Source organism: Promicromonospora iranensis, assembly GCF_028994805.1.
Taxonomy (GTDB): domain Bacteria; phylum Actinomycetota; class Actinomycetes; order Actinomycetales; family Cellulomonadaceae; genus Promicromonospora; species Promicromonospora iranensis.
On the sequence record NZ_JAJQQP010000016.1, the window covers coordinates 48,223 to 72,316 of the forward strand.

Genomic DNA, 24,094 nt, shown 5'->3' on the forward strand with positions numbered 1-24,094 from the left:
GGTCACCCTGCCCGGCGGCGGGCCGCGGCAAGGGTGGCGAGCGCGGTCGGTGCGGTGGTGCCGTGCCGGGCGACCTCGAAGCGGGTGCCGGCACCGTCCATACGAGATCGACGGAGCACGGACAGGTGGGCCTCCCGCAGCCAGAAGTCACCGTGGTCAGGACCGCTCCACCTGGTCTGCTCGACGTCGAGCATGAACGCTGCGCTCTCCCAGGGGGTGGGCGACAGGATCGTGGTGGCGCGTTGCCGGGCCCGGGCCAGGAGCCGGCGTCGTTCGCTCGCGGTGAGCCGGACTTGGGGGCCGGCGACGACGATCTCGACGCCGTCGAGGAGCGCGGCGAGGACATCGGCCGTGCGACCGCCTGTGTCGGGCACAACGACGACGCGCTCCAGGTCGACGCCGGCCTCGGCCAGCGCTACGGGGCTGAGCTCGGGCCAGCCGACCAGGGCCACCCACCGGTCCCGCTGGGTGGCGCCCAGGAGCCAGCCCATCAGGCTCGCCGAGCCCTGAACGGTGACCGCGGTGCCGAGGGGCAGATCGCCGTCGGGCAGCAGCTCGGTCAGGGGAGCGGGGGAGGGTGGGGCGAGCTCGACGACCTGGTCGCGATGCTCGACCCCGACACGACGCTCCACCGACTGGAGCGCAGCGCGAGCACGCTCCAGGGCCGTCGGAGGTGCCACGGTGTCGAACATGCGTTCTATTGTATGTGCGAACACTGCGGCACACCCGGCTCGCCGCAAGTCGGGAGCGGGTGCCGCTGGAGGGTTAGTGTCGTCGAGGCTGGTAGGTGTCGGCCCGGTCGGGCACCCTGACGTTCAGCATCTGCCAGCCTTCGGGGACCTGGGCTTCCAGATCGTCGCAGCCGGCCTCGGAGTCGTGGTCTCGGCCTTGATCTCGCGGGCTTGGGAGGGCTTTTCGCCGCGGACTGCGGCGGGTGTCGATCGTGGCCACGACCTTCATGTTGGTGATGGTCTCGCTCAGCATCCATGGTGCGGTCGACCATCCGTGTGTCCGGCGCGAGCCGGTCGGTGGTGATCTCCGTGACACCGGTTGGCCACGACGAGATCACCACTGCCCGAGGGGATGACGATCCGGAGGTGTGCCTGGCCGGCAGCATCGTCGAACAGCCGCGCGAGGCCACACCGCTGGCCCTAAGGCAGGCCGTCACAGGTGCAGGTCGTCGCTCGCGCCCGGACGCTCGCCCCGGTCGAGGGGCCGGGGCGCCGCCGGGGTTCGAGCTCGGTCGGGCGTCGGCGGGTGCAGGAAGCCGGGTGCGGTCAGCCCGCGCTGGGTAGCGGCACCCCCGATCCGCATGAACGCCTCCTGCATCCGCTGCCCCAGGCGGGTCCGGTTGGCTTCCGGGACCAGCAGGGACGAGCTGCCGCGCCCGGGCAGGACCCGACTGAGCACATGCTCGGGGTGGGTAGCGAAGTACTCGTTGATCGTCGCGAAGCGCCCGCCGAGCTCGATCGTCGAGATGTCGGTGAACGGGTGGCCCGCGCTGCGTGCCCCGGTCGGTCGGCGGCGCAGCAGGACGACGTCGAACGGCATGCCCAGCCCACCGGGCGAGGGGCGTGGTGGCACCCGAAGCGCGCCGACCAGGTCGGCCTGGCGGGCGAGATTCTTGCGCCCGGCGGGGTTGGGGCTGTCCAACACCTCGGGATGCACGAGCGAGACGCTGATACCACTCCGGGCCGACAGGACGACTCCCTCGGTGAGGACCTTGGTCCCGTAGTCGGCCAGGGCCTGCGCCCGCTGCGGGGTGGATGGCGACTGCTTGAACGGGACGTCCTGCAACACGACGCCGAGATGCCCGCGATGCTCAGGGAGCCGGGGCAGGTCAGCGCCCTGGTGATGCAGCCGGATCCGGTCGTGCCCCGACGCACCGGGGATCATCGCGACGAACGCGAGGTACCCGGGTGGTGAGCCGGCGCGCCGCAGGTGGGGTGCCCGGCCGGCCAGGGCGTCGCTGTTGGCTCCACGTCCGCCCAGGTACCCGCTGTCGTAGCCGAGGGCCCGCAGGACCGGCCACAGGTGCCGGCCCACCTGCCAGGCATCGGCGAGCGCGGCCGGGTCGCCCGCGCCCATGGCGCGACGCAGCTCGGTAGGTGTCAGCGTGCGGGTGGTCGTCGGGTTCATCGGGCTGCTCCTGTCGCTAAACGGTCGTGTTCACAAGGCCGTGACCAGCACGGTCCCGGCGGGTGGATTCATAGGGGCGGTACGGGGTCCGTGGCCCGTGGTGGTCGGGTGGTCTCGACCCCGGCCCGCGGTCTCGGGCGCGTCGTCGGGCGGGGCGTGGCCAGGACGTCGAGGCCCGAGGGTGTCCCCGGCCCGGCGGCCGGCCTGTGGGCGCGGGCGATCTGGTCCAGCACGCGTGGCAGTCGGTGCTGCCAGGTGCGCTTGGTGTCGACGACGGCGAGCTGTTCTTGATCCCACTGATCGGTCCGGGCCATCGGCAGGCCCAGGACATGCTCACGATGGGTGCGGTAGTAGGTGGTGACGGGGATCCCGGCGCCCGGCATCCACTGCGACCGAGGCACCATGAGCGCGCTACCCGGCTGGTCGGGTCCGGGGGAGCGGCGGCGGAAGATCAGCAGGTCGGCCGGTGCGTCGCACCGGTCCTCGGCCCGCAGCGCGTGGGACGGCAGGCGGGCGGCGCCGAGGAAGTCCGCGACCTGGCCGGTCTGCTCCCACGGGGAATGCGCGGAGTCGTCCAGCCCGGCACTGTCCAAGATGGAGTGATGGGCCAACGCGAACACGAGCCCGCCCGGCGCGGACCTCTGCAGTGCTGTGGTGAGGTCTTCGTGGAACCGGCGCTGCTGGTAGGACCAGGCCGCCAGGCTACGGACATGCACGTCCAGCCCGACCTGGGAGATCACCTGGACGGCGAACGGGCCACGGGCGCGACCATCGGCCGGTTGCGGGTTGACGGTGTACGCGGGGTAGGGCCACCGAGGCGGAATCTGAGCCCGCCACGGGACTGACCCTTCCCACATGCTCCCAGTCGGATGCGTGACCGGGGCGGTGCCGATCAGCTGTGCGGAGCCGGACCCGGTCACCAGGACATCTGAGCCGGGCGGCACGCCTAGCGCCTGGGCGGTGTGCCAGATCTGCCGGGCGAGGAAGTGGTGCCCGCTGGTCGCGTCCGCACGGGTGTGTGCGGTCATCGCGAGCCGGTCGGCTTCGATCAGACGCTCCTCGTACCGGTTCATGACACCCTCCCCTGAGCTCCTGCGCCGTGGCCCTGCTCGGCGCGGGCCCGCGCGTCGCGTGCGGTGACTGGTGCAGGCCCTGGCCGGGTCTGCGATCGGGCCGCACCGCGGTCGTTGTTCAGGTGTGCGACCCGCACCACCGCGTGTCCCTGTGGCGCGGCGGGTAGGCCGCAGCCCGTTACAGGCGCGGGGCGCTACCCGGGTCTGTGGGTCCTGGGCCGGCGGACAGCCCCGGCGGTGGGGCAGGGCGTGGTGAGCTCGGGCTGGCGGTCAGGATGTTGATGGCGTTCGAGGCGATCTGGTCGAAAGCGGCCTGCAGGAGTCGGCCCAGCGGTTCACCCCCGGGTCGGACCGTGAAGGTGCCGGATTCCGAGAGCTCGAGGTGGCCGAGCACGTGGTCGGGGTTGTCGAGCCAGTACTCGTTCAGGTGCCCACGGCCGCTGTTGGTCGTCACTTCGCGCGCTGCGGGGATACCGGGGCCGGGCTGACCAGGGCGGCGGTGGTGCAGGAGCACGACGTCGGTCGGGCCTTCGGCGTGGCTGTCGGGGCGCATCGCACCGGCAGGCAGGCGCACCGCCCCGACCAGGTCGGCCCGCTCGGCGACCGCCCGGCGCAGGTCGGAGTCGGGATGGTCCAGGAACACCGGCGAAGTCAGGGCGACGGTGAGCCCGCCCGGTGTCGTCCGTTCCAGCGCGCTGGCCAGCACCTCACGGTGGTATTTGCCCAGGCGGGTGCGCCGGTCGGGGTCGAGCAAGGCCGCGTCGTGGAAGGCCAGGTTGAGCAGCACCAGGTCGTACCGCCCAGGATCGCCGTGACGGCCGAGTCCGTAACCCGGCAGGTCCTGATGGGGCCACTGGGAGGTGGGTGGCGTCGCGGCGTGGAAGGTGAGGTGCCGGCGCGGGTCTCGCGGGTAGTGCGGGTGCGGACCGACACCAGCGAGCATGTCGGCATCGACTCCCGTGGCCACCAGGCTCCCGGTCAGGAGTCCTGTTCTGCTCGTGACGGTCTTCAGCGCCGGCCACAGGTGGATCGCGATCTGCCAGTGCCGGTCGACGGCCGAGACCTGCAGATGCGCGTCCAGTGCCAGGCGGTCCATCACCGCGGCCACCTGCCCCGCCAAATCCAGGTCTGAGTTAACCGGGCCCATGATCAGGTCCGCGGCGAGATCGAAACCCCCATCGAGTCGCTCGCTCTGCTCGCCTGCCGGCCCGCCCACATATCTCTCGTCCATGACGTGCGCTCCCTCTTGCCGTCCTGGGTCGTTCCTGTGCCCTTCCCGTGCCTGCTCTGGACCTGGCGGCTCACAGTGGCGGGCGCGGGCGGTCTGACCCGGCCTCTGTCTGGCGGGTGCGGCGAGCTGCTGTCTGCAGCAGGGTCTCGACCTGGGTGCGGTCCGTCGTGAGCTGATCTGCGTCGGGCCTGGTGGTCCAGGTGCGCAGATCGGTGATGATCGGTGGCGCCGCGCGCAGCAGGACCAGGCTGATCCCGAACGGCAGCATGCGGATCGCCTGGGGCGGCATGATCGCGACCCTGCGGACCGCCCGTTGCAGGGTGCGGGCGCCTCTTTCGCCGCGGATGTGGGTGTCGGTGAACTCGTCACGCTCCCCGATCAGGCTCGAGAAGTCCGCCAGATCCTTCGAGGAGGAGGATCCGCCGAGGATGACCTTGACGATCGAGGCGTCCCAGATCGCGTTGGCCGCGTTCTCACCCCACTTGTCCCGCGCCTGCGACAGGGACTGCAGAACCGGCATTGTGGTCAACCCGGTACCGCCGCCCTCTGCCATCAGCGTGGGTAGCGACGGCAGGGGTGCGAGGTTGCCGATCTCGTCCAAGGCCAGCAGCAGTGGCGGGTCCAGGCGGGCGCCGGGGGATGCCGCGGCGAGGTGGCGGGCGGTCTCGACCAGGTCCTCGATGAACGCCGCCACCAGTGGCCCTGAGGTCACCGCCCCGGCACCGGTGGCCAGCAGGTACAGGGTCCCGTTGTTCCGGAGGAAGGCCTCGGGGTCGAACGACTCGTCCGGGCCGGGGGAGACGCTGTCCAGGACGCGGGGGTCGGCCAGGCAGGCCAGTGCCTGCTTGACGCCCATCCACGCGGAGTCCCGGGTGCGGGGGTCAGCCTGGATGATCGACTCCAGCGACTGCCCCCACCCCGTGGCCGCGTCCGGGTGGGAGGCCAGGATCGCCGCGGCGTCCTCGGCCGCGGACGGAGAGTTGGACCACGCGAACAGGTCCCGGGCCGAGCGGCCGTCGAGGGCGGCGGCGTGCAGCATGGCCTGCAGGGCGGAGCGGGTCATGCCCTCCCAGAACCCGCCATTCTCCGTGCTGCCGCCGCCGATCCCGGTGGCGGAGGCAAGGCCGGTGGCGCGGATCATCGCCGTCAAGGGGTCTTCGCAGCCGCGCACGATCGACCACCGCAGCCCGGCGGGCAGCCCCTTGGCCAGGTCTTGCGGGTCGAACACGGCGACTGGACCAATCCGCTCGCGGGCCTTGAGGGTGACGGTCAGTGCGTCGGGCCGGGTCGAGGTTGTCACGACCGCTCCGGGTGCGTCGAGGATCGCGTTGACCACCATGTGCAGGCCCTTGCCTGACCGGGGTGGCCCCAGGACGAGGAGCGAGTCCTCGACCGAGGCCCACACGCCCTGTCCGTGCGCGGTCCCGAGCTGGTACCCGACCTCAGGGGCCGTTGGCTTGGGCAGCGACGGTCGTAGGGTGCCGGATCGTTTGACCAGCACCCGCTCGGAGGCGGTGTGGGTGACGTCGCGGCGGGTGGCGGTCCCGGGGGTGTGGTGCGGGCTGCGGGCCTGTCGGTGGTTCATCCCCAGTACCGCCTGGATCACCTGCCAGACCCCGACGCCCAGGGCAGCGAAGAGCAGGGCCACCGTGACCCAGTACGCGACCGGGTGCAGGCCGTCCGCACCGAGCACGCCACCGGGGTCGGCTGGCCGAAGGAGGACACCCAACCCGGCCAGCGCACTCCCGGTCGGTGCACCAGCACCGGTGGCCCACGCGGCGAGGCTGCCCGCTACCCGGAGCACCGTGGCCAACCCGATGAGCGCACCCAGGCTGATCAGGCCGAGGTCGGTCAGCTCGTCACCCATGGCGCGCCCTGGCGCCGACGACGGCGTCCTCACAGCGCCCCCATCCCGGCGTCAGGCGTTTCCCGAGGCGTGGGCCGGGCGGGCTGCGGGGCATGACCTGCACTGGGCTGGCGCCGGCGCGCATCGACACTGTGGCCGGTGAGCGACGGTCGGGAGCGTGTCTCGCTGGTGTTGGTGGCTCGCGCGGGGAGAGGCGTCGGGTCCAGCGGGAGCGTGGTTCCGGAGGTCTCGCCGTGGACGAGGACTGTCTTGTTGCCGAGCGCGGCTGGCAGCCGATAGCGCACATGTCCGTGCTCGTCGGCGTGCGTACGGGCAACGACGACACTGATCGCGACCGGCTCGCCCGGCGCGTATCGGCCACGCTCCGGCTCGGGAGGCGCTCCACGTCGGGGCGGTTCTGTGGCCTGATAGCCGTCGGGATCGATCACGTCGGAGTACGGCTGGCCGGTGTCGACGACCTCGACCAGGACGGGGGTGCCCAGCTCGTTGGCGATCTGCTGCCTGGCCCACAGCACGTCGCTGCGCCCCAGCCGGACCATGCCCCCGCCGGCGCCCGCGGCCCGCTCGTCGGTCGGGGGCTGCCAAGGCTGGCCGTCGACGAACACCGCCAGATGTCCGTCGGGGTCGACGTCGAAGCGAGCCCGGGGCAGCGTTACGGGCACGTGCCGCCCGTTCACAGTCCCGGTCCTTCCATAAGGGGTGTGCTCGGTGTGGGCCGGGCCGGTGCGGGCTGCTCGGTGCGCGGCGGGTTGCGCTGCGACGTCTCCGAGCGGTCGGACACCGGCGTGGAGGTCGTCGGGGTGGGCGGTGCTCCGTCCGGGACCTGTGGTACCTCGAGCCGGTCGAGGGCTTGCAGGGCCGCGGCGCGGACGCGTGCGGCGGTCTGCTGGATGGTCGTGACCGGGTCCTGCCCACGTACGCGGGAAGCCCAGGTCGCGACGTACGGCACGGTGCACTGCTTGGTATTCATGCCGTGCGAAGCGGCAATCATCAAGGCGAACGACTCGGCCCCGACCTCGGCAATGCCGCGATGGACGACAGCGTCGACGTTGTCCCTGTCATGCAGGACGACGTGCCCGAGCTCTTTTCTGCACCAACCGGAGGGCACGCTGGCGCGCACCTGCGGGCCGCGGTGCCCGGCAGCAGGCTGCGCCGCGCGGGCATCGCACCACGCCTCCTGCGTCTGGCGGCCCTCGGCCGGCTCTCCCGCGAGCTGCCACCAGCCGTGGTCGGCGGAGTCCTGGACCTGCGACTCGCGACCGGCGCCAGCGCTTTCGCAGACGCCGCCGGTAGTTGGGCCGCTTACGTCGCCGACCGGCGATCCTGACCGTCCGCGAGGGCACGAGAGTCTGGCGATGATGCCGCCGTCGTCGACAGCTTGGTCTTCGGCGAATCGTGTACTGGTGCGCATCCAGGCCTCCTGACGGGTTCGTCAGGAAGGTGTGCGCGACGCCCCAGCTCCTCGCCCAGCCAGTTGAAATCTGTAGCGCAGAGGAACGTGAAGTGCTGGGGTCGATCGGCATCCCAGGAGACCTGGACGACGGCCAGAGCTGAATGGTCCCGACCGTCTCTTTCCTCGTCTATCGCCTGCTGCTAGCGTGAGAGCGGCCCGCGAGGGGTGAGTGAGGTGGCTGTGAGCAGGTATCACGTACGGTGGATCGCCCTTTCTGCGGCGATCGCGTCCGTCCTTGCATCGTGCGCGACAAGCACACCTGCGCGCGTTCCGGTCACGACGGAGTCGGGGAGCGTCGCCGCCAGCCCTGCCAGCCCCGCCAGCCCCGCCACGACGCCGCGCGCGGACGTGGGCGCGGTCGCCGCACGGCTGACCGAGACGTTCGCAGACGATCGTGACTTCGGCTCTGCGGGAGTCGACGACGGTCAGCTCTTCGTCTACTGGCACGGTTCTGTTCCACAGCGTGTCCACGACATCGCAGCAGACATCCAGGTCGACGTGCGTGATGCGCCGATAGAGCCTGGCTTGCTCCGAGACACTGCCACCACGCTCGTCGAGACAGAACCGGATGTGACATCCGCGATGTCGATGCACGACTTCACTGGACTTACGATCACGGTCGATCCGGGAGCAAGCGCAGACGAACTTGCGGCAGAACTTGCCACACGACTCGACATCCCTGTCCAGGCCACAACCGACCGAATCATGCCTTTCGGTACTGGTTGATATGCGGGCGTGATGCCCGATTCACCCGGGCTGGTGCCTGAGTCACCTTGTGTCTGCTATGCCCAGAAATAGACTGCTGGGGCAAGCAACTTCCAAGCGAAGCACAAGGAGACACCTTGAGATTCCGCAGAATTGCTCTTGCTCTAGCGGCAACGTCCTCGCTCCTCGCCGTCGGCGGCGTGGCTACAGCGGCAGATGGGCGTGATCCGCTCGTACCTGCCAGTGGCAGCATCGCCCAATCGGAACTAGGGCCCGAGAGGGCATCCTCCTCTTCCGGTCCCGGTGTGGAGGACTTGGCGCTTCCGCCCGTGACAGAGGAGATGAGCGCACTCGCCTCCACGATCACCGAGCGTTACGCCACCCACCGTCAGTTCGCCTCCGCGGAGGTCCTTCGCGATCGATCCGCACTCATCGTCCACTGGCACGGCAAGGTGCCGAGCGACATGCGCGGACTCATCGGTGGCGCGAAGGACGTGTCGGTCAAGATCAAGCAGACGCCCTACTCGCCCGGCATCGTCCGCAGTGCCGTTAAGACCCTTATGTCGGACCCGGCGGTCACGTCGGTGACGCCGGAGCACGACGCGTCAGCGGTTCATGTCTCCCTACAGCCGGGCTCCTCGGTCGCACGGGCTGCTTTGGCGGAGAGCGTTGACATTCCTGTCACGTTCGACACCTCATCCATCGACGCGTTCAACTCGCGGCAGAACGACGTCAACTACCACCTTGGTGGTGCGCGCATCTCACTGTTCGAGGACCCCTACATCGTCGCGGACTGCACCTCGGGCTTCGCTGTTGTCGACTCCGACGACCCCAGCCGCCAAGCGATGATGACCGCCGCACACTGTGGCGAGACGGGATCGACCTGGATCACGTCCGACGGCACCTACGCGTACTCCTACGGGACAATGATCCAGCGCAACACCGACTATGACGGCGCGATCATCGATTCCGGATTTTCGCAGCCCTACGTCTGGACCGGTGGATGGGAGTCGACTACCTTCGCGCCAGTGCATGGGCAGCGCACGCCGTACATCGGGCAGGAGATCTGCTACTCGGGCTCATACAGCGGCACGCTGTGCGGCAGCATCGTCACCGCGAGTGCGGTCCCGTACAACCTCGGCGGCGATCTGGGTTCGGTCTCAGGATTCCGGACCGAGCAAGAGGCAGGCCTCCCAGCAGCCGGGGACGGTGACAGCGGCGGGGCTGGCTACGAGGTGGTCACTTCCGGATCGGGCACCCAGCGACTGGCCGTCGGCCTCGTCTCCGGTGGCCCCGTGTCCGAGTCCAGCGGGAACTGCCGAGGTGTACCGGGCGGTGACGGGATGTTCGACCGCAAGTGCAGTCCCGTCATCCTCGCCACGCCAGTGGTGGCCGTCGGGAACCGACTCGGCTGGGATGTAGCCACTGTCGGCTAGCAGATGCCGTCAGTATCCAGACAGATCCACGTGGCCTCGAGCGTTCAGCTCGGGGCCACGCGGCATCTCACCGATTCGAGTTGGTGACTCGCTGTTGGTCTCAACCAGCGCAGCCTTGACCCCGCACGTCGTCCCTTCGGGACCATTCGCGCACCTCAGCGTCACCAGTGGGATCGACGATCTTGCGCGGAACGTCGAGATGCACGTCGGCCGGGCTGAGCGGATTCTGAGCGGATCGTCGGTCCGGACTGGGCAGTCCCCAGGGCCGAGAGCCGGTAGCGGGGTAGCCGACCGGTGTGCTTGCCCAGCGAGTCCCTCGCAGTGCTCCTGCGGAAACGGGTGCGTGCCCGACGTTGAACTGTCGCCGGATTCTCTGCGCTCGGCTTTGGTAGTGGCGGACTTGCGATCCGGCGAGAAATGGGAAAGACCCAGACGCGTGCTTTGTCCGCCCGTGTCGGCTTCGCGCATGCGCGCCGCAACTAAAGACCTGCCTCCAGGGGATGCTGGTGACCTCGGCGTGCAGGACGGCGTGGTTGGCATGCCACCGTCGCCGTCGCCGTGTCCGTGGCGGTGGGTCCGTGGGTTGCCCACCGCCACGGTGGGGTTCAGGAGGAGGGCCGCGGTCGGCTGGTGTCGGGGCGGGTGGTGGGCATGCCGAGGTTCGTCGCGGTGCGACGCATTTGGACGAGTTTGGCGTTCGCGGCGGCAAGGCTCGTGCGCAGTCCCTCGGCCTCGCCCTTCCAGCCGTGATCCGCGGCCTCGGTGATGCGTTCACCGAGGCTGGCGATGATCTGTTCGAGCCGGTCCTGCTGGGCGGGGTCAGGGCGCAGCATCGGGCAGCGGATGCATGCGTGCTCGTGCTGGCAGCCGGTGCCGTAGGCGCGTCCGAAGGTCCCGAGCTCGAGCTTTCGCCTGGCGAAGTGGCCGAGGAACTCGTCCCACTCGCTGTCGGTGGGCTCGCGATACTCCTCGGCTGGTCGCAGCGCGCGTCGTCGCGATCGGCGATCTTCTGCTCGAGCGAGCGAGTGTCGTTGCGCATTTGGTCCTCCCACAGGTCGTGTGGGAGGTAGGTGCGTCGGCGACGCCATGTTCGACCGCTAGTTCTTGTGACGGCCGAGCGCTGCCCGTGGGGGCACGCCACGGGCAGTTCTCGTATGCAAGGGGGGCCGCGGTCAGGATGAACAGGTCATCAGCCGGCCGGACACAGTCCTGCTCCGGGTCGTGCCGTACACGATGGAAGGGCACGATCTTCAGGTGGAACACAACGCCGCGGTGACGTTTCAGCGCACCGCAGACCGCCAGTGGACCTCTTGCCCAACCACTTGGAAGCAGACGTACTGGCCGGGCCTGGGCTGGGGGCTCTTGTGACCTGGCCGCTGCTGGCTCTGCTGATGGCGGGGGCCATCTTGCTGGCGTTCGTCGGCGGATATCTGATCGGGCGTTGGCACGCCGACCACAGTCGGATCCCCGGTAGTACCACCCGGCAGCCACCCGAACCCGGCTCGGAGTAATCATCCTGGTGACGTGTGGCGCAGCCGTGCGCCGACCGCTGTCCACCGCGCCCTGTCAGGTCGGTTCTCGCCGGCAAGCCGGGCGCGGGCCAAGGTCAGAGGTTCAGGTCCGATGATTCGTCGGTTCCTGGTCGAGCGGCGAACGGCCACGGCTCTCTGGCCCTTGCGATGGTGGCGGGTCGTCCTTCGTGGTGGGGCGCCGGGGCGTGGGCCTCGTTGTAGATCCTCAGCGCCTCGCTCAGCCCGGCCTTGAGCAGGGTGACAGCCCGGTCGGCGCTGGCCAGCGGCAGGTGCAGCAGGTCGGCGACGCCACTCACGGTCAACGGCTGCCCGTCGTGACTCTGCACGTCATAGGTGCTGCCCCGGACCGTGAACTTCACGGTGAACCGTGCGCTTGTGACGGGCTGGTAGGCATGGATCATGGCCGACTGCGTCGGGCCACTCGCGCTCGGCGCGGAGAACCGGAACGTGTCGAACTCGACATGGTCGGAATCCAGCCCGGGTAGGGACTTGATCGCGTCCAGGGCCCGGACCACGGGCAGGTCCCACGCCTGAGGAAGCATCGGCTCGTCTGTCATCGCAGTCTCCAGTCGTGCGGCAGGGCGGGTCTCGGGTTCCTTTCTGGTGTCAGAGCGGGATCAAAGCCGGTGGGGTCGACGGGCTGTCATTCCCAGGCCGTGGCGCCACGGGCTCCTGCCCGGACGAGCGGCCTGCCGCTGCCGGTGTGGCCGGGCGGGGTGCGGTAATCAGGTTCGTCGCGTCGGTGGCGTGGGTGATGATGCGCGCCACGCGCCGTTGCAGCAGGTCGTTGGTGCCGGTACTCGTGACGTCGGTGATCGGTCCGGGAACCGCGCCGACGGGCACGCCCAGGCGCACGGCCTCCTGTGCGATCTTGATCGCGTGGGACCGGTAGGCGCCCTCGGTGACCACGACGGCGTCAGCCAGCGCGGCCAGAAGCCGGCCGCGGGCCTGGGTGCGGGTTCTGTTCGTGTCTCGTCCGGGTGGGCAGGCGCTGACCAGAACACCACCGTTGGCGACGGTGGCCCGGAACAGGTTCGCATTGCTGCTGGGGTAGGGACGGTCCAGCCCCGCAGGAAGCACCGCGATCGCAGGCCCGCCGGCCAAGGCTGCACCCAGGACGGCTGTGGCGTCGACGCCAGGCCAGCCGGACCCGAGGATCGTGACTCTACGGTCGGCCAGGTCGATCGCCAGGGCGCGGGCAACGTCCCGGCCGTAGTCGGTGGGGACACGCGCCCCGATCACCGCGACCCGCGGCGCGTCGCTGGTCAGGTGCGACGAGTCACCGCGGGTCCACAGCACCAGCGGGTGGGTCGCCGGGTTCCCCGCCAGGGCTGGCCAGCCGGGTTCACCGGGGATCAGAGTGCCCAGCCCGAGCTCTTCGGTCTGCAGTAGGACCCGGCTGACCTCGGCGAGGTCCAGACGACCGGCGACATCCTGCCGCCAGCGGGCCAACCGTGGGGTCTCTCCCTGTAGTGCACCGTCGGAGACCTGCCGTACGAGGTCGACGGCGCCGTGCGCGGCCACAAGCTGGGGTGCGAGCTGGTCCCCGGGCTCGCACGCCAGGGCGAGGACGATCCGTGCCGCGCGCTCGTCGATCGCCCTGTCCGCGATCTCGGATAGATCTCGCCTCATTGCCGGTGTGAGGTACTGTTCCGCGCCGTGCGACTGCTGCTCGTCCATGCTGTGCCCTCTGGATGTGCGTGCATCTGGTACCAACCAGGTGCACACACACCGTCAAGGGCGTCCGTGAGAGCGCCGGGGGTCTAGGCGGGACAGGGGATCGGCCTGACAGAGGGCTCCTGGTTTCCGCGAGTGACGCAGCCGGGTGTGCCACTTACGTGGCAAATATCCGAGATGCCCAACTATGCTCGGCGGGGCCGTCACACGAGGTGTCGGCTGTGAAGCGACGAGTGAAACGGATCCACCATGCTGAAGTTGATGATCGTCAAGGCGGTGCTGCCGCTGGCAGTCGCGGGTACCAGCCTGAGCCCGATGAATTCAGTGGCTGAGGAGGAGCCAGTCTCCACAATGAGTATCACCAGTTCCGACGTCAAGCTCGAGCTTCCTGCGGAGGAAGAAGCACTCTGGAATGAGCTGACTGCCGAGCAGCAAGCGCGTTCGCTAGAGATTCTGAACGACGAAGATTTCCTCACACCAGCTTTCGATCTCGCCGCGAACCCCGAGGTCGAGACCTCATTGAAGGAGGGTGGCGATCCAGTTTCGGGGCCGAGTGACGTAGGGGCCCTCGCCACGCGCACCAGGTACGTCGAGCAGGACTGGAAGATTTTCGGCATTGCGTACACCCGCATTTACACTCGAATGACATTCACCACCAATGGTGCCTCAGTGACGTCGATCCAGAACTGCTGGAACACGCACGTGAACTACGTTCCGTTCCGATCGATCGATAGCTCGAGCTACTCGGGTCGTACCGGTGCGAATGCTCCGTCAGGGTGGTGCAAGACAGACTGGGCACTGACCACGCCGCTGCAGGACACCAGGTTCGGCACGCAGGGCCTACTCTGTAACGGGTACGGAACGATCGTCACGAGGTGGAACGTCTAGTGTTCGCAATCACGCCGGCGGAGTGGATCCTGCTCGTCGTATGGAGCGCAGGAATCGTGGCCGCAGCATACGCCACCTGGGGCGATATACCGCTGGTTCGGCGACTCTTAGTCTTGGCGGCAGCCATATTCCTGCCAGTGGTTGGCTCACTGGCCGCCTTTGTGTTCGCGGTTCTCAGGTTCAGGCGGGCTCGATCTGCCGAGTTGGAGAGCAAGGCAGGCTGACTCCAGCGCGGGGACCTATCCTGGCTGTCTTCGCACTCAGCTCGAGCAGGCGCTGCCGGAGCTGCTGTCCGCGTTTAACGCGGCTGCAGCACCGGCAGCGGCCCGGAGAAAGCTTCAGGTTCGCGCAGTCCTCTGGGGGGTCCCGGCGGCTTTCGAGCCAGTTTCGAAGAGGTGGGCTTCGGCAGGGTGGAGTTGGGCCTGGACCAGGAAGGACCTGTTGCGGATGCGCCACAGGCCTTGCCCCAGGCCGAGGGTGGGCAGAAGTGTGGCCTCGGTACGGGTCAGGTCCAGGGCCTTTGCGGTGGTGCCGAGCTGGTCGGTCTCCTGCCGGTAGATGACCCGGGTCTCAGCGTTGGCCAGGAGCGCAGCAGCTAGGGAGCGTTGCGCGCTGCCGGTGTCGCCGACGTTGTCCAGGTCGGACAGCCGGTGGATGACGAGCATGTTGGCGATGCCGTAGTGGCGGGCCAGGCGCCAGTGCGCGTCCATGCGCCGCAGCAGCGCCGGGTGGGACATCAAGCGCCACGCCTCGTCGTAGACCACCCAGCGTTGCCCGCCGTCGGGGTCGGCTAGTACTCCTTCCATCCATGCGGACGCGCAGGTCATCAGCACGCTCAGGGCCGAGTTGTTCTCCGCGACCCGCGACAGGTCCAGGGACAGCATCGGCAACGACGGATCGAACTGGATGGTGGAGGGTCCGTCGAACAGGCCGGCGAGGTCGCCGCGTACGAGCCGGCGTAGCGCGTGGGCGACGTGCCTGCCGTCCTCAGCCAGGCGGCCGTCCGTGTCATCGCTGCGGTCCGGGGCCATGAGGTAGTCGACGACCCGCGGGAGCACGGGGACGTCACTGGTCCGGACGGTGGCGCCCAGGGCGATGTCGATCGCGGTGTGCTCGACCGGGTGCAGGGCCCGGCCGAACATCGCCTCGGTCAGCGCACCGACCAGGGACCGCCGTCGAACGGTGACCTGCTCCGCCCAGGCCGCCGCGTCGGTGCTGGTTGGCCGGTGGCCCTCGTCGAGCGGGTTGAGCCGTGCAGCCATCCCGGGGCCGAGTGCGATGGCTCGACCGCCGACGGCGTGGGCGACTGCGGTGTGCTCGCCCTTGGGGTCGCAGGGGATGTAGACCCGGCGCCCGAACGCGAGGGAGCGCAGGTAGAGGGCTTTGGCCAGGGCGCTCTTGCCGGCGCCGACGATCCCGGCCACGACCATGTTCGGTGCAGTGACCAAACCGCGTTGGTACAGCACCCACGGGTCGTAGACGAAGCTGCTGCCAGAGTGCAGATCGCGGCCGACGAACACCCCGTCCGCTCCGAGCCCGCCCTCGGCGAGGAACGGGTAAGCGCCAGCCCAGGTCGCGGACGTGTCCTGGTGACGTGGCACGCGGAACCGGACGGGGGTGCGTAGCGCGGCCGGGCCACGGTCGCCGGCACGGGGCAGGAACCGCTGACCTTGGGACTCGGCTCGCTCGGCCTCCATGCGCAACTGGTCGGACCGCAAACGGTCCTGGCGAGCTCGGGCCAGGACCGCTGCCGCGGCTCGTTGGCGGCCGCGGCGCACCGACCTCGGTTCACGACCAGTGGTCAGGGTCGCGGTGTGGATCCGCTCGATGGGCCTCACAGCGTCGGCCCAAAGTCGTGCCGGATGCCCGGTCGAGCTCCATTGCAGCGCTGCCGGGTCATCGTGCGTGCTTCCCGGTCTGGCCGACAGACCGCGTGCCCGGGCGGACAGCCTCGCGAGCCTCGTCGTCGTGGCGAGCGTGCCGTGCCTGGGCGCGAGGCCGTCGACCGCCTGCCCCAGCGGTGGTGTTGGTGCCCGGGTACCAGGCGATGGCCCCGGAGTGCCCCATGGCGAGGTCGAGACTGACGTACGCCAGGCCGAACAGCTGGCCGGCCTTGCGCAGGTGTTCGACCGCGGTGAGCGCCTGGACCTGTCCGGTCGAGGCCTTGCCCTGGTCGTCGTGCGCCAACTGCAGGTTGTCCCGGTGCGCGGCCTGGACCTGGGCGATGACCTGTTCCAGACGGCGGACCACGGCGGCCAGGTCGGTGATCACCCAGTACGTGTCCGACGGGTCATCTAAGGTGCGCGTGGACTGCGCCAGTCGGCGCAGGGCCTCGGCGGCGTCCTCGGCGTCGTGCTGCGGGTTGGTGTTGTCCATGACGAGCTCCTGAGCCTCGGTGTGCTGGGACATCGAGCAGGTGCGCGCCGGGCACCGTCACAGGGACAACCCGTCGTCGGGCCTGGTCTGTGGGGGCTCGGAATGCGGCGCGTGCCGACCTGCGCGCTCGGACGCCGCCGTCTGCGGCGGCCGCTCAGCAAGGGCGTTGGCTGCCGGATTGCGAAAGCCCGTGTACCGGTCGGGCCACCCTGCGGGGCTCTCGGTGGGGAGCTCGCGCAACAGGTGCACGGTTCCCAGCCCAGGTTGGTAGCTCAGGACGTAGGAGTCGCTGCGTGCTTCACGCGTGCCTTGGTAGGTGGGGACCTCGGCGTGGTAGTCCTCGTTGAACAAAGCCGCCTCCAGGGTCTCGGACCCGAAGTCCCACTGCGCCAGGTGCTCGATCGCGGCCTCTACCCCGTGCTCGTCCAGCAGGTCCACGACCGCGTGCCCTTCCTCGTCCTGGAGGAAGACCACGGTGTAGTAGCGGCCCGGTGGCCACGCCGGCCCGTCGTCGGCCACCTCCTGAACAGGAGAGGCGATCGGCGGTGCTTCTACCGTGGCGGGCTCGACGACCGCGGGACCGTTCGGGTGTTCCAGCTCGAGGGCGAGCATGGCCAGCTCGTCCGAGTTGAGGTACGCGGCCTCCACGACCCAGGCGGGGAACAGGTTCAGGTTCTCCGGGGCGCTGACCGGATTGCTCATCTGGTACCGGTACGCGTCGGCCGCCGCGGACAGGAACGTCACCAGCGTCCCCATCCCGGTGACGACGTCGACGTCGGCGCCGACACCGGAGTGGATGTCCCGTCCGTCGTGCGGCACCGAGCCAGGGACAGTGGCGTCGGCGATGCGGTAGGCGTACAGCTGCCGGTAGCCGCCGTGCTCGTCCGGGGCGGCGCCGTCGTGCCATAGCGCCAGGCTCAGCGAACCAGCCTGGCGCGTGACCAGCCTTCGGGTGCTGGGGGAGGTGTCGTTGTTCATGCCGGACAGGTGTGCGGGACAAGCACGGGCGCATTGACCGCGTGCGAACCGTGTGGCGTGGCGAGGTCCGGTCATGCCGCTGGCCGCGCGGGCCATGAACTGGCTCACGCGGCCCGCAGCCCACGGATAGCGGCCGGAATCGGTTCCAGCGGTGGTGGCTACAGCGAGGGCTGGTACGTGGGTTCCTCGCGCCGGGAGTGATCCGGGCCCGGGCCGGGGCTGGGCGGCTTGCGGTCGGTCTCAGCCGTGCCGGTCGGGCGGGTGGTCTCGTTCTTCGCGCCGGCCAGGGGCTGGCAGGCGAGGTAGAGCAGGTTGGTGGCGTCGTTGAACCCGTCGGCCGCCCGGACAGCGGGCGAGCTGCGGGGGAAGGCGCCGAGGTCGCCGTCCGGCGCCGGGGGTGTGGGGTGCTCGAAGCTGAGGCTGGCCAGGTGCGTGGTGACAGCGGCCATCTCCCGCAGCACGCTCAGGAGCTCGGCAGTGATCTGGGGCGCTTGGTCGTCCAGGCTGGTCAGGCTGCTGGTCTCGTGGACCAGGCGTCGCATCGTCTTCGCGACGGCGGATGCGGTCTCGACGGGGTCCGCATCGATGACCCAAGGCGAGGTGGTCATGGTGGCTCCTTCTCGGGCGCAAGCCGGTTCGTGGCGGAAGTGGTGGTCGGGAACGGGGTCAGGGTTCTGGGTCGTCGAAGTCGAACGTCTTGTCGGTCGGCCCGAGCAGCACCTCCTCGTGTAGTTCCATGCCTTCCATCAGCTCGTCGAGGTAGTCGGCGGCCGTGCGCTGGAGCCACTGGGGCAGGTCGTCCATCGAGCCGTCGGGTTCGGTGTCCTGGAAGGTGCGGCCGATCGCCCACAGGTGCCCGAGCAGGCTGCACATGGCCGCGTCGGTATCGACGGCGCCCTGGTTGTGCAGGTCCGTGGCCCGGTATCGCTGCCCGGCCGGTCCCTGGTCGATCACGAGGTAGCTGTACCGGTGCAGGACGTCCCCGTTCTCGCCCGGCTCGTCGCCGACGTGCCGCAGCGAGAGATACAGCGGTCCGACCTGGGTGATGACCGGCCCCGTGTTGAGCTGAGGTGTGCGCGTGTTCATGGACGACAGGTGCGCAGGCCCCACCGTGTCGGGCTGATCGCGTTCGTCCACCAGACACCTGGCACCAGGGGTCGGGAGTCGGCTCAACTGGGCAGGATCGAGCGTGCGAACGCCTGCGCCTGGTGTCCCCACAGGCGGCGAGTCTCGATACCGGCTTGTATTGCGGCTTGCTCGACGGCGGCGACGTCGTGCTCGAGCCGCTCGGTATCGGCGGCGCTGATGGTGATCAGTCCCGTGGCGGTCAGGAGGCTGTGCCCGGCGGCGAGGTCAGCCTCCTGCTGCAGGACGTCCGCAAGCTCGGCCTGGTCGGTGGCGTCGGTGGTCTGTCCCATGCGGGCGCGTTGGGTCGCGTCGGACAGGTGCCCGGTGCGACGACGACGAAGCTCCCGCATCGCGACGTCTGGACGCACGGGCCGGTAAGTCAATGACAGGTTCCGCTGGACGCCGGAGGACAGCAGCAGCGGGGCCAGAAACCCCGGGTAGGCCTGAGCTTGGGGCCACTGAGAGATCCACAGGACACAGTGGTGGGCGCCGTCGGCGCGCAGGTTGCCCCAGGTCTCGGTCACCGCGATAGGTCCCGCGGCAGCCAGCTCCCGACCCAGGGTCGGGTGGCGTTCCAGCGCGGGCCCGATGGCGGGGTCGTAGGCGGTACGAAGGTGCACCGCGAGCTGGCCTGCGTCGTAGGGCTGGCCGGGTGTGAGGTCGGCGGCGCGCAGCGCGATGGTCAGGGTCTCGACCTCCTGCCGCAGCACGGCGGCGGCTCCTCGCAGCCCGCCACCAGCGGCGCGGATGGTGCGTGCGGCGGTGTTCATGTCCAGGGACAGGGCGATGGTGGTGGCGTGCTGTTCGCCAGCCGGCCCGGCCCGGTCGATCAGGTCCGCGTACGTCCGGCTGGCGAAGGACGCGTCGTCGATGCCGTGGGTCTGCCACCAGTCGGCCAACGAGGCCCCCGAGCCGGGCAGCGTGCGCTCGACCACCTGGAGCGCGGCGATGTGCCCGGAGCGGGAGACCGTGGCCAGGACCCGGCCCCAGGCCGTGACGCGGCGCTGCTGCTCGCCCGGGTCGAGCAGCACGAACGCCGGGTGGGTGACGGGCAGGATCGCGGTGAGAGTTGGGGCGTGGGGGTCGTGCACGAGCACGGCCCCGGTGACCGGGTCGGTGTACTGGCGCAGCGCCGCGGCGTCCCCGGGCAGGGCCAGGGTTCCGGCCGGGCGAGGCCGTGCGGTCCGGCCAGTGATCCGGGCGCGGAAGCTCAGCTGCCCACTGATGGTGCGCCATCCCCAGGACGCCACGATCGGGACCCAGGTGACTGCCTGCCGCCCACCTACGGATATCAGTGCCGCCGCGACGGCCACGATCAGGACGGGGATCGCATACAGGGCACCGGTGCCGGTGTAGAGCGCGACCACCAGAGGCAGTCCACCGATACCGATCGTGGCCAGCTGGGTCGCGGTCAGGCCCAGCAGCAGGGCCCGCTTGGACAGGCGAGAGAACTTCACCGCACGAAGCTGCCCACCTGTCTGGGCATGGTCGGTCATGGCTTACTCCCCGTCCTGGAAGAGGATCCCGGGCTGGTCCCGGGGCGGCGTCGACGGCGGTTCCGCGCCTGTGCTGGCCGGTTGGGTCGGGCGTGCACTGGACGGGGCACCGGCCTGTGCGAGCTGCTCGGCGGAGGGAAGTGTCGCACCGTCGCTGGTCTGTGCGGCCTGGCCGCTCAGTGCCTGACCGGTGGTCGCACCCGAATCGAATGCGGCTTTGGCCAAGGCGGCTCCTGCGACGACCGGAGCTGCGGGCCCGGCCGCCGCAGCACCCGCGCCCGAGCCAGCAGCCGCACCCGCACCCGCGCTCGAACCAGCGCCGGTACCGGCCGCGGAGCCAGCACCGGTTGCTTCCGTGCCGCCGCCTACGCTGGTGCCACTCGAGGCGGTCGTGGTGCGCGAAGCGCCTGCTCCCTCTCCGCCGCCGCCTCCGCCGCCTCCGCCGCCTCCGTCGCCGGCGGTGCCGTCGGAACCCAGGACCTTGGCGGGGCTAGGTCGGGACCAGCCGCCTGGCATGTAGGGCACTGGGCGGTTGATGGCTTCCTTGGCGTCGGACTCCGTGGTCATCGTCTGGTACAGGTCGAAGCCGACGAAGTTGATGACCTTGTAGGTCAGGTACGGCGCAAACGCGCCGACCACGAGCAGCACGATCCCGGTCAGCGGTTCAGCGAGCGAGGCGATGTCGGCCTCGATGGGAGCGGACATCTGCTCGGTCGCGATCAGGAAGATCACCACCATCACCAGCTTCGACAGGATCAGCGCGACGGTGAACGTCGCCCACTTCGTCACCCACCCGCGGGTCGCGTCCCACGACGCGCCCGCCAACGCCAGCGGCGCCAGGGCGATCGCGACCAGGATCAGGGCCGAGCGCACCAGCAGGCTGATCCACACCGCGAACGCTCCGGACAACGCCAGTCCGGCCAGGAAAAGTGTCAGCAGGGGGCCGACGCCGACAGCCATGTTGGAAATGGCGATACCGGTGACCATGACGATCAGCCGGTGCCCGACCTCTTCCATCGTGGTTCCCGCCGCTTGGACCAGCCCATGGCAGAGCTGGTCGGTGATCTCCAGCAGTGCCGCGGTCAGTGTGACGACCACGAAGGAACCCAGGATGGACTTGCCCAGGCCGAGGGCACCGCGGCCGAGGGCGCCGGGGTCGCGGCGGACCATGCCGGTGATGATCTGCAGCAGGAAGAACAGCAGCATGACCAGGACGGCGATGCCGAACACCAGGGCGTAGACCCGGCGAAAGGGCGCGCTGGTGACGTCGGTCATGGTCGTGGTGACCATGAGGGCCCACATGCCTTCCAGGACCCAGGCGGCCAGGTCACCGACCAGGTCCGCCACGGGCTGGATCGGTGAGACAGCTGTTGAGGCGGACCCGGCGCAGACCTGCGCGACCAGGGGCAGAGAGCAGACGTCCATCAGATCTGCTGCCCGAGGTCCCAGCCGAAGTTGACCAGCGCGACGGCGGCTCCGCAGACGACGCCGGCCGCGGCGGCGACCAGGATCCCGGTCTTGCCCCGGCCGGCCAGGTGCGGGTTGGAGCTGTTGGCGCCGAACGCCCACACGATCGCGGCGATGATCAGGGCGACCACGGCCAGGATCAGGCCGATGCTCATGATCGCGCCGACGATCTCCTTCAGCTGCGGGATCCCCGGCAGGCCGTCCGTGTTCGGCCGGATGTCAACGTCCCGGGGCAGCCGGGCCGCGAGCTTGGTCGCGAATAGGGCGGCGTGCTCAGAGGCGTGGGTAGCGGCCGCTGAGACGGCGTGGGTGGTGGTGTGGAGGCTGTGCAGCATGGCGGTTCTCCCTCAGCGCGGTGATGTCTGCGCTGGGCAGGTGTGCCGCCCGCACCATGCGGGGGAGAACCGGCGGTGCTGCTGGTAGGCGTGATCGCCGGCCGCGGGTCGCTAGAGGGTGTTGCCGAGGTCGATGAGCCAGTTCGTCCAGGCCAAGGCCCCACCGATGATCACCGCGCCAGCGACGCAGATGAGGACACCCGCCCTGGCCTTGCTCGTGATCTGCCAGTTCCCGGAGGCTGACGCGATGCCCCAGGTGAACGCGCAGACGGCGAGCATCGCCACCGCGATCACCAGGGCGATGGTCAGCAGCGCGCCGATGATCGGGAACAGGCGGCTGCCGGTCACCGCACCGAAGTCCGGGCCGACCCCTGCGATCAGGCTGGCGGCTACTACCAGCGAAACTGGTGAGGTCGTCATGGTGTCGCCTCCATCGAGCACCCGGTGGCCGGCTGGACGGCTGAGCCGTCCACGCTGGTAGGGGAGTGAGCTGCGAGCCACGGTTCTGGGTCGATCGCCGGGGCGTCGAACCCGCCCGGGTGGAGTTCCAGGTGCAGGTGCGGCCCGATCGATAGCCCCGTTGAGCCAACCTGTGCGATCTGAACCCCGGCGTTCACGTGGTCACCTTCAACCACCGCAGTGGAGCCGTCGATCACGTGCGCGTACGCCGAGGCCACACGCTGAGCCCCACCAGGGCCCGCGATGGTGTGGTCGATGACGATCAGGTTGCCCGCGTACGGGTCCGGCCCGGCGTAGGCGACGACACCGTCGGCCAGCGCGAGCACCGGTGTGCCGGCGGGGGCGGCATAGTCGGTCCCGGCATGCATTTTCCGTTCCCCAGTCTCCGGGTGGGTCCGGATACCGAATCCGGACGTGCGGGTCCAGGTGCCGGCGGGCAGCGGGAACACGATCCGCGACGACACGACTGGACTGTCCGCCTGGCCGGGTGTGCCCGTGCTGGGCTCGGTCGTGAGCCGCTCGAGGATGGCGCGCGCGACGGGTTCGTACTGGGCGTACCGGTCGGGGAACGCCGAGACCTCCACCGCCTGGGCTGCCGCTCCCTTGGGCAGTTGCTGCCAGTCGGGGATGTCGAGCAGGCCCCGCGGCGACCCATGGTTCGGTCCGGTGGGACCGCCGAAGAACGCCGCGGACTGGTAGCCGGGGTCCATGAGCTGGGCGACGGTTCCCCAGCCGGCCGCCGGGCGCATCTGGAACAGTCCGAGGCTGTCGTGGTCCTGCCCGGTCCCGTCGTGCGGATAGCTCGTGGAGTCGGGGTAGGCGCCGGGATTGGCCAGCATCCGCAGGTGCGACTCGGTCAGCGCCGCCATGAGCGCGACCAGGATCCCGTCCCGTCCCGCACCCTGGGTTCTTGATCCGGTGGTGATGATGGTGGCGGCATGGCCGAGCTGGACGCGGTCCAGGCGCACGACGTCCCCACCGGTCGTGGACGCGGTCAGCGCAGTGGGCACCGATCCGACCGGACCGACCGCGGTGCCGCTGGGCGCGCAAGCGCTGTTGGCCGGGGCCAGGAGGGCGTATGCGGTCAGCGCGGTGGCGGGCCCGAACAGGAACACCACCACAGCGACGACTGCAACAAAGCGCATCATGGGTGTCCCTCAGTGCAGGGCTGCGTCGGAGGCGGACAGACGCAGCAGGTGGCACTGGTCGTAGGCCGGGCCGCAGACCACGAACACCGTGAACTGCACCGGTGAGCTCACAGCGGCGGGTTCGCCGTCCCAGGTCCCGGCCCGGTGCCGCACTCCGGTCACGGTGCGCGCCGTCGTCCCCTCGGCGACCGCACCGTCGGGTGCCTGGGCGAGCGCCTCGCGCCACGCCGCCGGCTCGACCACGTCGGTGACCTCGAGCCACTGACGCGTCCGGTACTGCCCCAGGTGCGTCCAGACCTTCGGGCTGGGCAGGTAGGTCCGCAGGTCGATCAGCAGTCCCGGGATTTCCTCACCGGTCGGATCCGCCACCGTGAGGAGCTGCTCGGTCAGGCCGGGGAGATTGGTGCTCGTGGTATCCCAGGCGAACAGGCCCTCGGCGACTGCCCGGACGAACCTGTCCGGATCTGTTGTCTGGCGGATCGGGGCGCTCGGCACCGCTGTCGGGTCGGGGGCGCTGTGGGCAGGGCCGTCGACCTCGCGCGACGCACCGGAGGGGGCCGCCGGTGACGCAGCTGCTCGGTGGTCCTCCGCGGCGCTCGGGGTCAGGAGCCGAAGCCCGACGGCGACAAGCACCAGGGCGAGCATGACGATCAGGACGCTGAGGAAGCGGTGCGCCAAGACCCAGGTCTTCAGTGAGTTGCGCATG

General features: G+C 69.8%; 25 protein-coding genes. 3 read left to right on the plus strand and 22 right to left on the minus strand.

Annotated elements, in window-relative coordinates:
• Positions 1-2: 2 nt before the first annotated feature.
• The 8 genes from LUM46_RS23430 to LUM46_RS23465 all read right to left on the minus strand — a co-directional run bounded on the left by LUM46_RS23430 (position 3) and on the right by LUM46_RS23465 (position 7,721).
• Positions 3-692, minus strand: coding sequence for a hypothetical protein (locus tag LUM46_RS23430; protein WP_274997481.1), 690 nt, complete (start codon positions 690-692; stop codon positions 3-5).
• Positions 693-765: 73 nt separating this feature from the next.
• On the minus strand, positions 766-984 hold the full coding sequence (locus LUM46_RS23435) for a hypothetical protein (RefSeq protein WP_274997482.1): 219 nt from the start codon (positions 982-984) through the stop codon (positions 766-768).
• 180 nt (positions 985-1,164) lie between these two features.
• Positions 1,165-2,139: a hypothetical protein gene (locus LUM46_RS23440; RefSeq protein ID WP_274997483.1), complete on the minus strand. Its 975-nt coding sequence runs from the start codon at positions 2,137-2,139 to the stop codon at positions 1,165-1,167.
• 68 nt (positions 2,140-2,207) lie between these two features.
• Positions 2,208-3,212: a hypothetical protein gene (locus LUM46_RS23445; RefSeq protein ID WP_274997484.1), complete on the minus strand. Its 1,005-nt coding sequence runs from the start codon at positions 3,210-3,212 to the stop codon at positions 2,208-2,210.
• Positions 3,213-3,390: 178 nt separating this feature from the next.
• A complete protein-coding gene (locus LUM46_RS23450; RefSeq protein WP_274997485.1) occupies positions 3,391-4,443 on the minus strand; it encodes a hypothetical protein in 1,053 nt (350 codons plus the stop codon).
• Between the two features lie 70 nt (positions 4,444-4,513).
• Positions 4,514-6,310 (minus strand): type IV secretory system conjugative DNA transfer family protein, encoded by a 1,797-nt coding sequence (locus tag LUM46_RS23455; RefSeq protein WP_274997486.1) that lies wholly within the window; start codon positions 6,308-6,310, stop codon positions 4,514-4,516.
• A 29-nt stretch (positions 6,311-6,339) separates the two neighbouring features.
• A complete protein-coding gene (locus tag LUM46_RS23460) occupies positions 6,340-6,972 on the minus strand; it encodes a hypothetical protein (RefSeq protein WP_274997487.1) in 633 nt (210 codons plus the stop codon).
• Between the two features lie 11 nt (positions 6,973-6,983).
• Positions 6,984-7,721: a hypothetical protein gene (locus LUM46_RS23465; RefSeq protein WP_274997488.1), complete on the minus strand. Its 738-nt coding sequence runs from the start codon at positions 7,719-7,721 to the stop codon at positions 6,984-6,986.
• Between the two features lie 390 nt (positions 7,722-8,111).
• Between LUM46_RS23465 and LUM46_RS23470 the strand changes: the two genes are divergently transcribed.
• Both LUM46_RS23470 and LUM46_RS23475 read left to right on the plus strand, forming a co-directional pair.
• On the plus strand, positions 8,112-8,489 hold the full coding sequence (locus tag LUM46_RS23470; protein WP_274997489.1) for a hypothetical protein: 378 nt from the start codon (positions 8,112-8,114) through the stop codon (positions 8,487-8,489).
• A gap of 320 nt (positions 8,490-8,809) precedes the next feature.
• Positions 8,810-9,904 (plus strand): chymotrypsin family serine protease, encoded by a 1,095-nt coding sequence (locus LUM46_RS23475; RefSeq protein WP_274997490.1) that lies wholly within the window; start codon positions 8,810-8,812, stop codon positions 9,902-9,904.
• Positions 9,905-10,509: 605 nt separating this feature from the next.
• Here LUM46_RS23475 and LUM46_RS23480 read toward each other — a convergent pair.
• The 3 genes from LUM46_RS23480 to LUM46_RS23490 form a co-directional block, all read right to left on the minus strand.
• Positions 10,510-10,737: a hypothetical protein gene (locus LUM46_RS23480; RefSeq protein WP_274997491.1), complete on the minus strand. Its 228-nt coding sequence runs from the start codon at positions 10,735-10,737 to the stop codon at positions 10,510-10,512.
• A gap of 773 nt (positions 10,738-11,510) precedes the next feature.
• Positions 11,511-11,993 carry a hypothetical protein gene (locus LUM46_RS23485; protein WP_274997492.1) on the minus strand — a complete coding sequence of 161 codons (483 nt, stop codon included), beginning with the start codon at positions 11,991-11,993 and terminating at the stop codon, positions 11,511-11,513.
• Between the two features lie 49 nt (positions 11,994-12,042).
• Positions 12,043-13,068, minus strand: coding sequence for a DNA-processing protein DprA (locus tag LUM46_RS23490; protein WP_274997493.1), 1,026 nt, complete (start codon positions 13,066-13,068; stop codon positions 12,043-12,045).
• Positions 13,069-13,362: 294 nt separating this feature from the next.
• Here LUM46_RS23490 and LUM46_RS23495 point away from each other — a divergent pair, with 294 nt between their 5' ends.
• The gene (locus LUM46_RS23495) at positions 13,363-14,001 is read left to right on the plus strand and encodes a hypothetical protein (RefSeq protein WP_274997494.1); all 639 of its coding nucleotides are present in this window, start codon (positions 13,363-13,365) and stop codon (positions 13,999-14,001) included.
• 338 nt (positions 14,002-14,339) lie between these two features.
• Here the strand turns inward: LUM46_RS23495 and LUM46_RS23500 are convergent, their stop codons facing one another.
• The 11 genes from LUM46_RS23500 to LUM46_RS23550 form a co-directional block, all read right to left on the minus strand.
• On the minus strand, positions 14,340-15,698 hold the full coding sequence (locus LUM46_RS23500; RefSeq protein WP_274997495.1) for an ATP-binding protein: 1,359 nt from the start codon (positions 15,696-15,698) through the stop codon (positions 14,340-14,342).
• A gap of 199 nt (positions 15,699-15,897) precedes the next feature.
• Complete coding sequence (locus tag LUM46_RS23505) at positions 15,898-16,377, minus strand: hypothetical protein (RefSeq protein ID WP_274997496.1); 480 nt, start codon at positions 16,375-16,377, stop codon at positions 15,898-15,900.
• 57 nt (positions 16,378-16,434) lie between these two features.
• On the minus strand, positions 16,435-17,355 hold the full coding sequence (locus LUM46_RS23510; protein WP_274997497.1) for a hypothetical protein: 921 nt from the start codon (positions 17,353-17,355) through the stop codon (positions 16,435-16,437).
• A gap of 158 nt (positions 17,356-17,513) precedes the next feature.
• Positions 17,514-17,963, minus strand: coding sequence for a hypothetical protein (locus LUM46_RS23515; RefSeq protein WP_274997498.1), 450 nt, complete (start codon positions 17,961-17,963; stop codon positions 17,514-17,516).
• A 58-nt stretch (positions 17,964-18,021) separates the two neighbouring features.
• Entirely contained in the window at positions 18,022-18,492 is a 471-nt protein-coding gene (locus LUM46_RS23520) for a hypothetical protein (RefSeq protein WP_274997499.1), read from the minus strand.
• 32 nt (positions 18,493-18,524) lie between these two features.
• Positions 18,525-19,979, minus strand: a complete 1,455-nt coding sequence (locus LUM46_RS23525) for an SCO6880 family protein (RefSeq protein WP_274997500.1) — start codon at positions 19,977-19,979, stop codon at positions 18,525-18,527.
• Between the two features lie 3 nt (positions 19,980-19,982).
• Positions 19,983-21,404 carry a conjugal transfer protein TrbL gene (locus LUM46_RS23530; protein WP_274997501.1) on the minus strand — a complete coding sequence of 474 codons (1,422 nt, stop codon included), beginning with the start codon at positions 21,402-21,404 and terminating at the stop codon, positions 19,983-19,985.
• On the minus strand, positions 21,404-21,781 hold the full coding sequence (locus LUM46_RS23535; protein ID WP_274997502.1) for a DUF6112 family protein: 378 nt from the start codon (positions 21,779-21,781) through the stop codon (positions 21,404-21,406). The genes LUM46_RS23530 and LUM46_RS23535 overlap by 1 nt, the downstream gene beginning before the upstream one ends.
• A 111-nt stretch (positions 21,782-21,892) precedes the next feature.
• Entirely contained in the window at positions 21,893-22,201 is a 309-nt protein-coding gene (locus LUM46_RS23540) for a DUF6112 family protein (RefSeq protein WP_274997503.1), read from the minus strand.
• On the minus strand, positions 22,198-23,388 hold the full coding sequence (locus LUM46_RS23545; RefSeq protein WP_274997504.1) for a M23 family metallopeptidase: 1,191 nt from the start codon (positions 23,386-23,388) through the stop codon (positions 22,198-22,200). Before LUM46_RS23545 ends, LUM46_RS23540 begins: the two co-directional genes overlap by 4 nt.
• A 9-nt stretch (positions 23,389-23,397) precedes the next feature.
• A complete protein-coding gene (locus LUM46_RS23550) occupies positions 23,398-24,093 on the minus strand; it encodes a hypothetical protein (RefSeq protein WP_274997505.1) in 696 nt (231 codons plus the stop codon).
• Between the last annotated feature and the right edge of the window lies 1 nt (position 24,094).

Excerpts from the sequence above, each read along its gene's own strand:
- LUM46_RS23430 (WP_274997481.1), bottom strand. The coding sequence starts at position 692 with ATGTTCGACACCGTGGCACCTCCGACGGCCCTGGAGCGTGCTCGCGCT.
- LUM46_RS23435 (WP_274997482.1), bottom strand. The coding sequence starts at position 984 with ATGCTGAGCGAGACCATCACCAACATGAAGGTCGTGGCCACGATCGAC.
- LUM46_RS23440 (WP_274997483.1), bottom strand. The coding sequence starts at position 2,139 with ATGAACCCGACGACCACCCGCACGCTGACACCTACCGAGCTGCGTCGC.
- LUM46_RS23445 (WP_274997484.1), bottom strand. The coding sequence starts at position 3,212 with ATGAACCGGTACGAGGAGCGTCTGATCGAAGCCGACCGGCTCGCGATG.
- LUM46_RS23450 (WP_274997485.1), bottom strand. The coding sequence starts at position 4,443 with ATGGACGAGAGATATGTGGGCGGGCCGGCAGGCGAGCAGAGCGAGCGA.
- LUM46_RS23455 (WP_274997486.1), bottom strand. The coding sequence starts at position 6,310 with ATGGGTGACGAGCTGACCGACCTCGGCCTGATCAGCCTGGGTGCGCTC.
- LUM46_RS23465 (WP_274997488.1), bottom strand. The coding sequence starts at position 7,721 with ATGCGCACCAGTACACGATTCGCCGAAGACCAAGCTGTCGACGACGGC.
- LUM46_RS23475 (WP_274997490.1), top strand. The coding sequence starts at position 8,810 with ATGAGCGCACTCGCCTCCACGATCACCGAGCGTTACGCCACCCACCGT.
- LUM46_RS23480 (WP_274997491.1), bottom strand. The coding sequence starts at position 10,737 with ATGCTGCGCCCTGACCCCGCCCAGCAGGACCGGCTCGAACAGATCATC.
- LUM46_RS23485 (WP_274997492.1), bottom strand. The coding sequence starts at position 11,993 with ATGACAGACGAGCCGATGCTTCCTCAGGCGTGGGACCTGCCCGTGGTC.
- LUM46_RS23490 (WP_274997493.1), bottom strand. The coding sequence starts at position 13,068 with ATGAGGCGAGATCTATCCGAGATCGCGGACAGGGCGATCGACGAGCGC.
- LUM46_RS23495 (WP_274997494.1), top strand. The coding sequence starts at position 13,363 with ATGCTGAAGTTGATGATCGTCAAGGCGGTGCTGCCGCTGGCAGTCGCG.
- LUM46_RS23500 (WP_274997495.1), bottom strand. The coding sequence starts at position 15,698 with ATGGAGGCCGAGCGAGCCGAGTCCCAAGGTCAGCGGTTCCTGCCCCGT.
- LUM46_RS23505 (WP_274997496.1), bottom strand. The coding sequence starts at position 16,377 with ATGGACAACACCAACCCGCAGCACGACGCCGAGGACGCCGCCGAGGCC.
- LUM46_RS23510 (WP_274997497.1), bottom strand. The coding sequence starts at position 17,355 with ATGAACAACGACACCTCCCCCAGCACCCGAAGGCTGGTCACGCGCCAG.
- LUM46_RS23515 (WP_274997498.1), bottom strand. The coding sequence starts at position 17,963 with ATGACCACCTCGCCTTGGGTCATCGATGCGGACCCCGTCGAGACCGCA.
- LUM46_RS23525 (WP_274997500.1), bottom strand. The coding sequence starts at position 19,979 with ATGACCGACCATGCCCAGACAGGTGGGCAGCTTCGTGCGGTGAAGTTC.
- LUM46_RS23530 (WP_274997501.1), bottom strand. The coding sequence starts at position 21,404 with ATGGACGTCTGCTCTCTGCCCCTGGTCGCGCAGGTCTGCGCCGGGTCC.
- LUM46_RS23535 (WP_274997502.1), bottom strand. The coding sequence starts at position 21,781 with ATGCTGCACAGCCTCCACACCACCACCCACGCCGTCTCAGCGGCCGCT.
- LUM46_RS23540 (WP_274997503.1), bottom strand. The coding sequence starts at position 22,201 with ATGACGACCTCACCAGTTTCGCTGGTAGTAGCCGCCAGCCTGATCGCA.
- LUM46_RS23545 (WP_274997504.1), bottom strand. The coding sequence starts at position 23,388 with ATGATGCGCTTTGTTGCAGTCGTCGCTGTGGTGGTGTTCCTGTTCGGG.
- LUM46_RS23550 (WP_274997505.1), bottom strand. The coding sequence starts at position 24,093 with ATGCGCAACTCACTGAAGACCTGGGTCTTGGCGCACCGCTTCCTCAGC.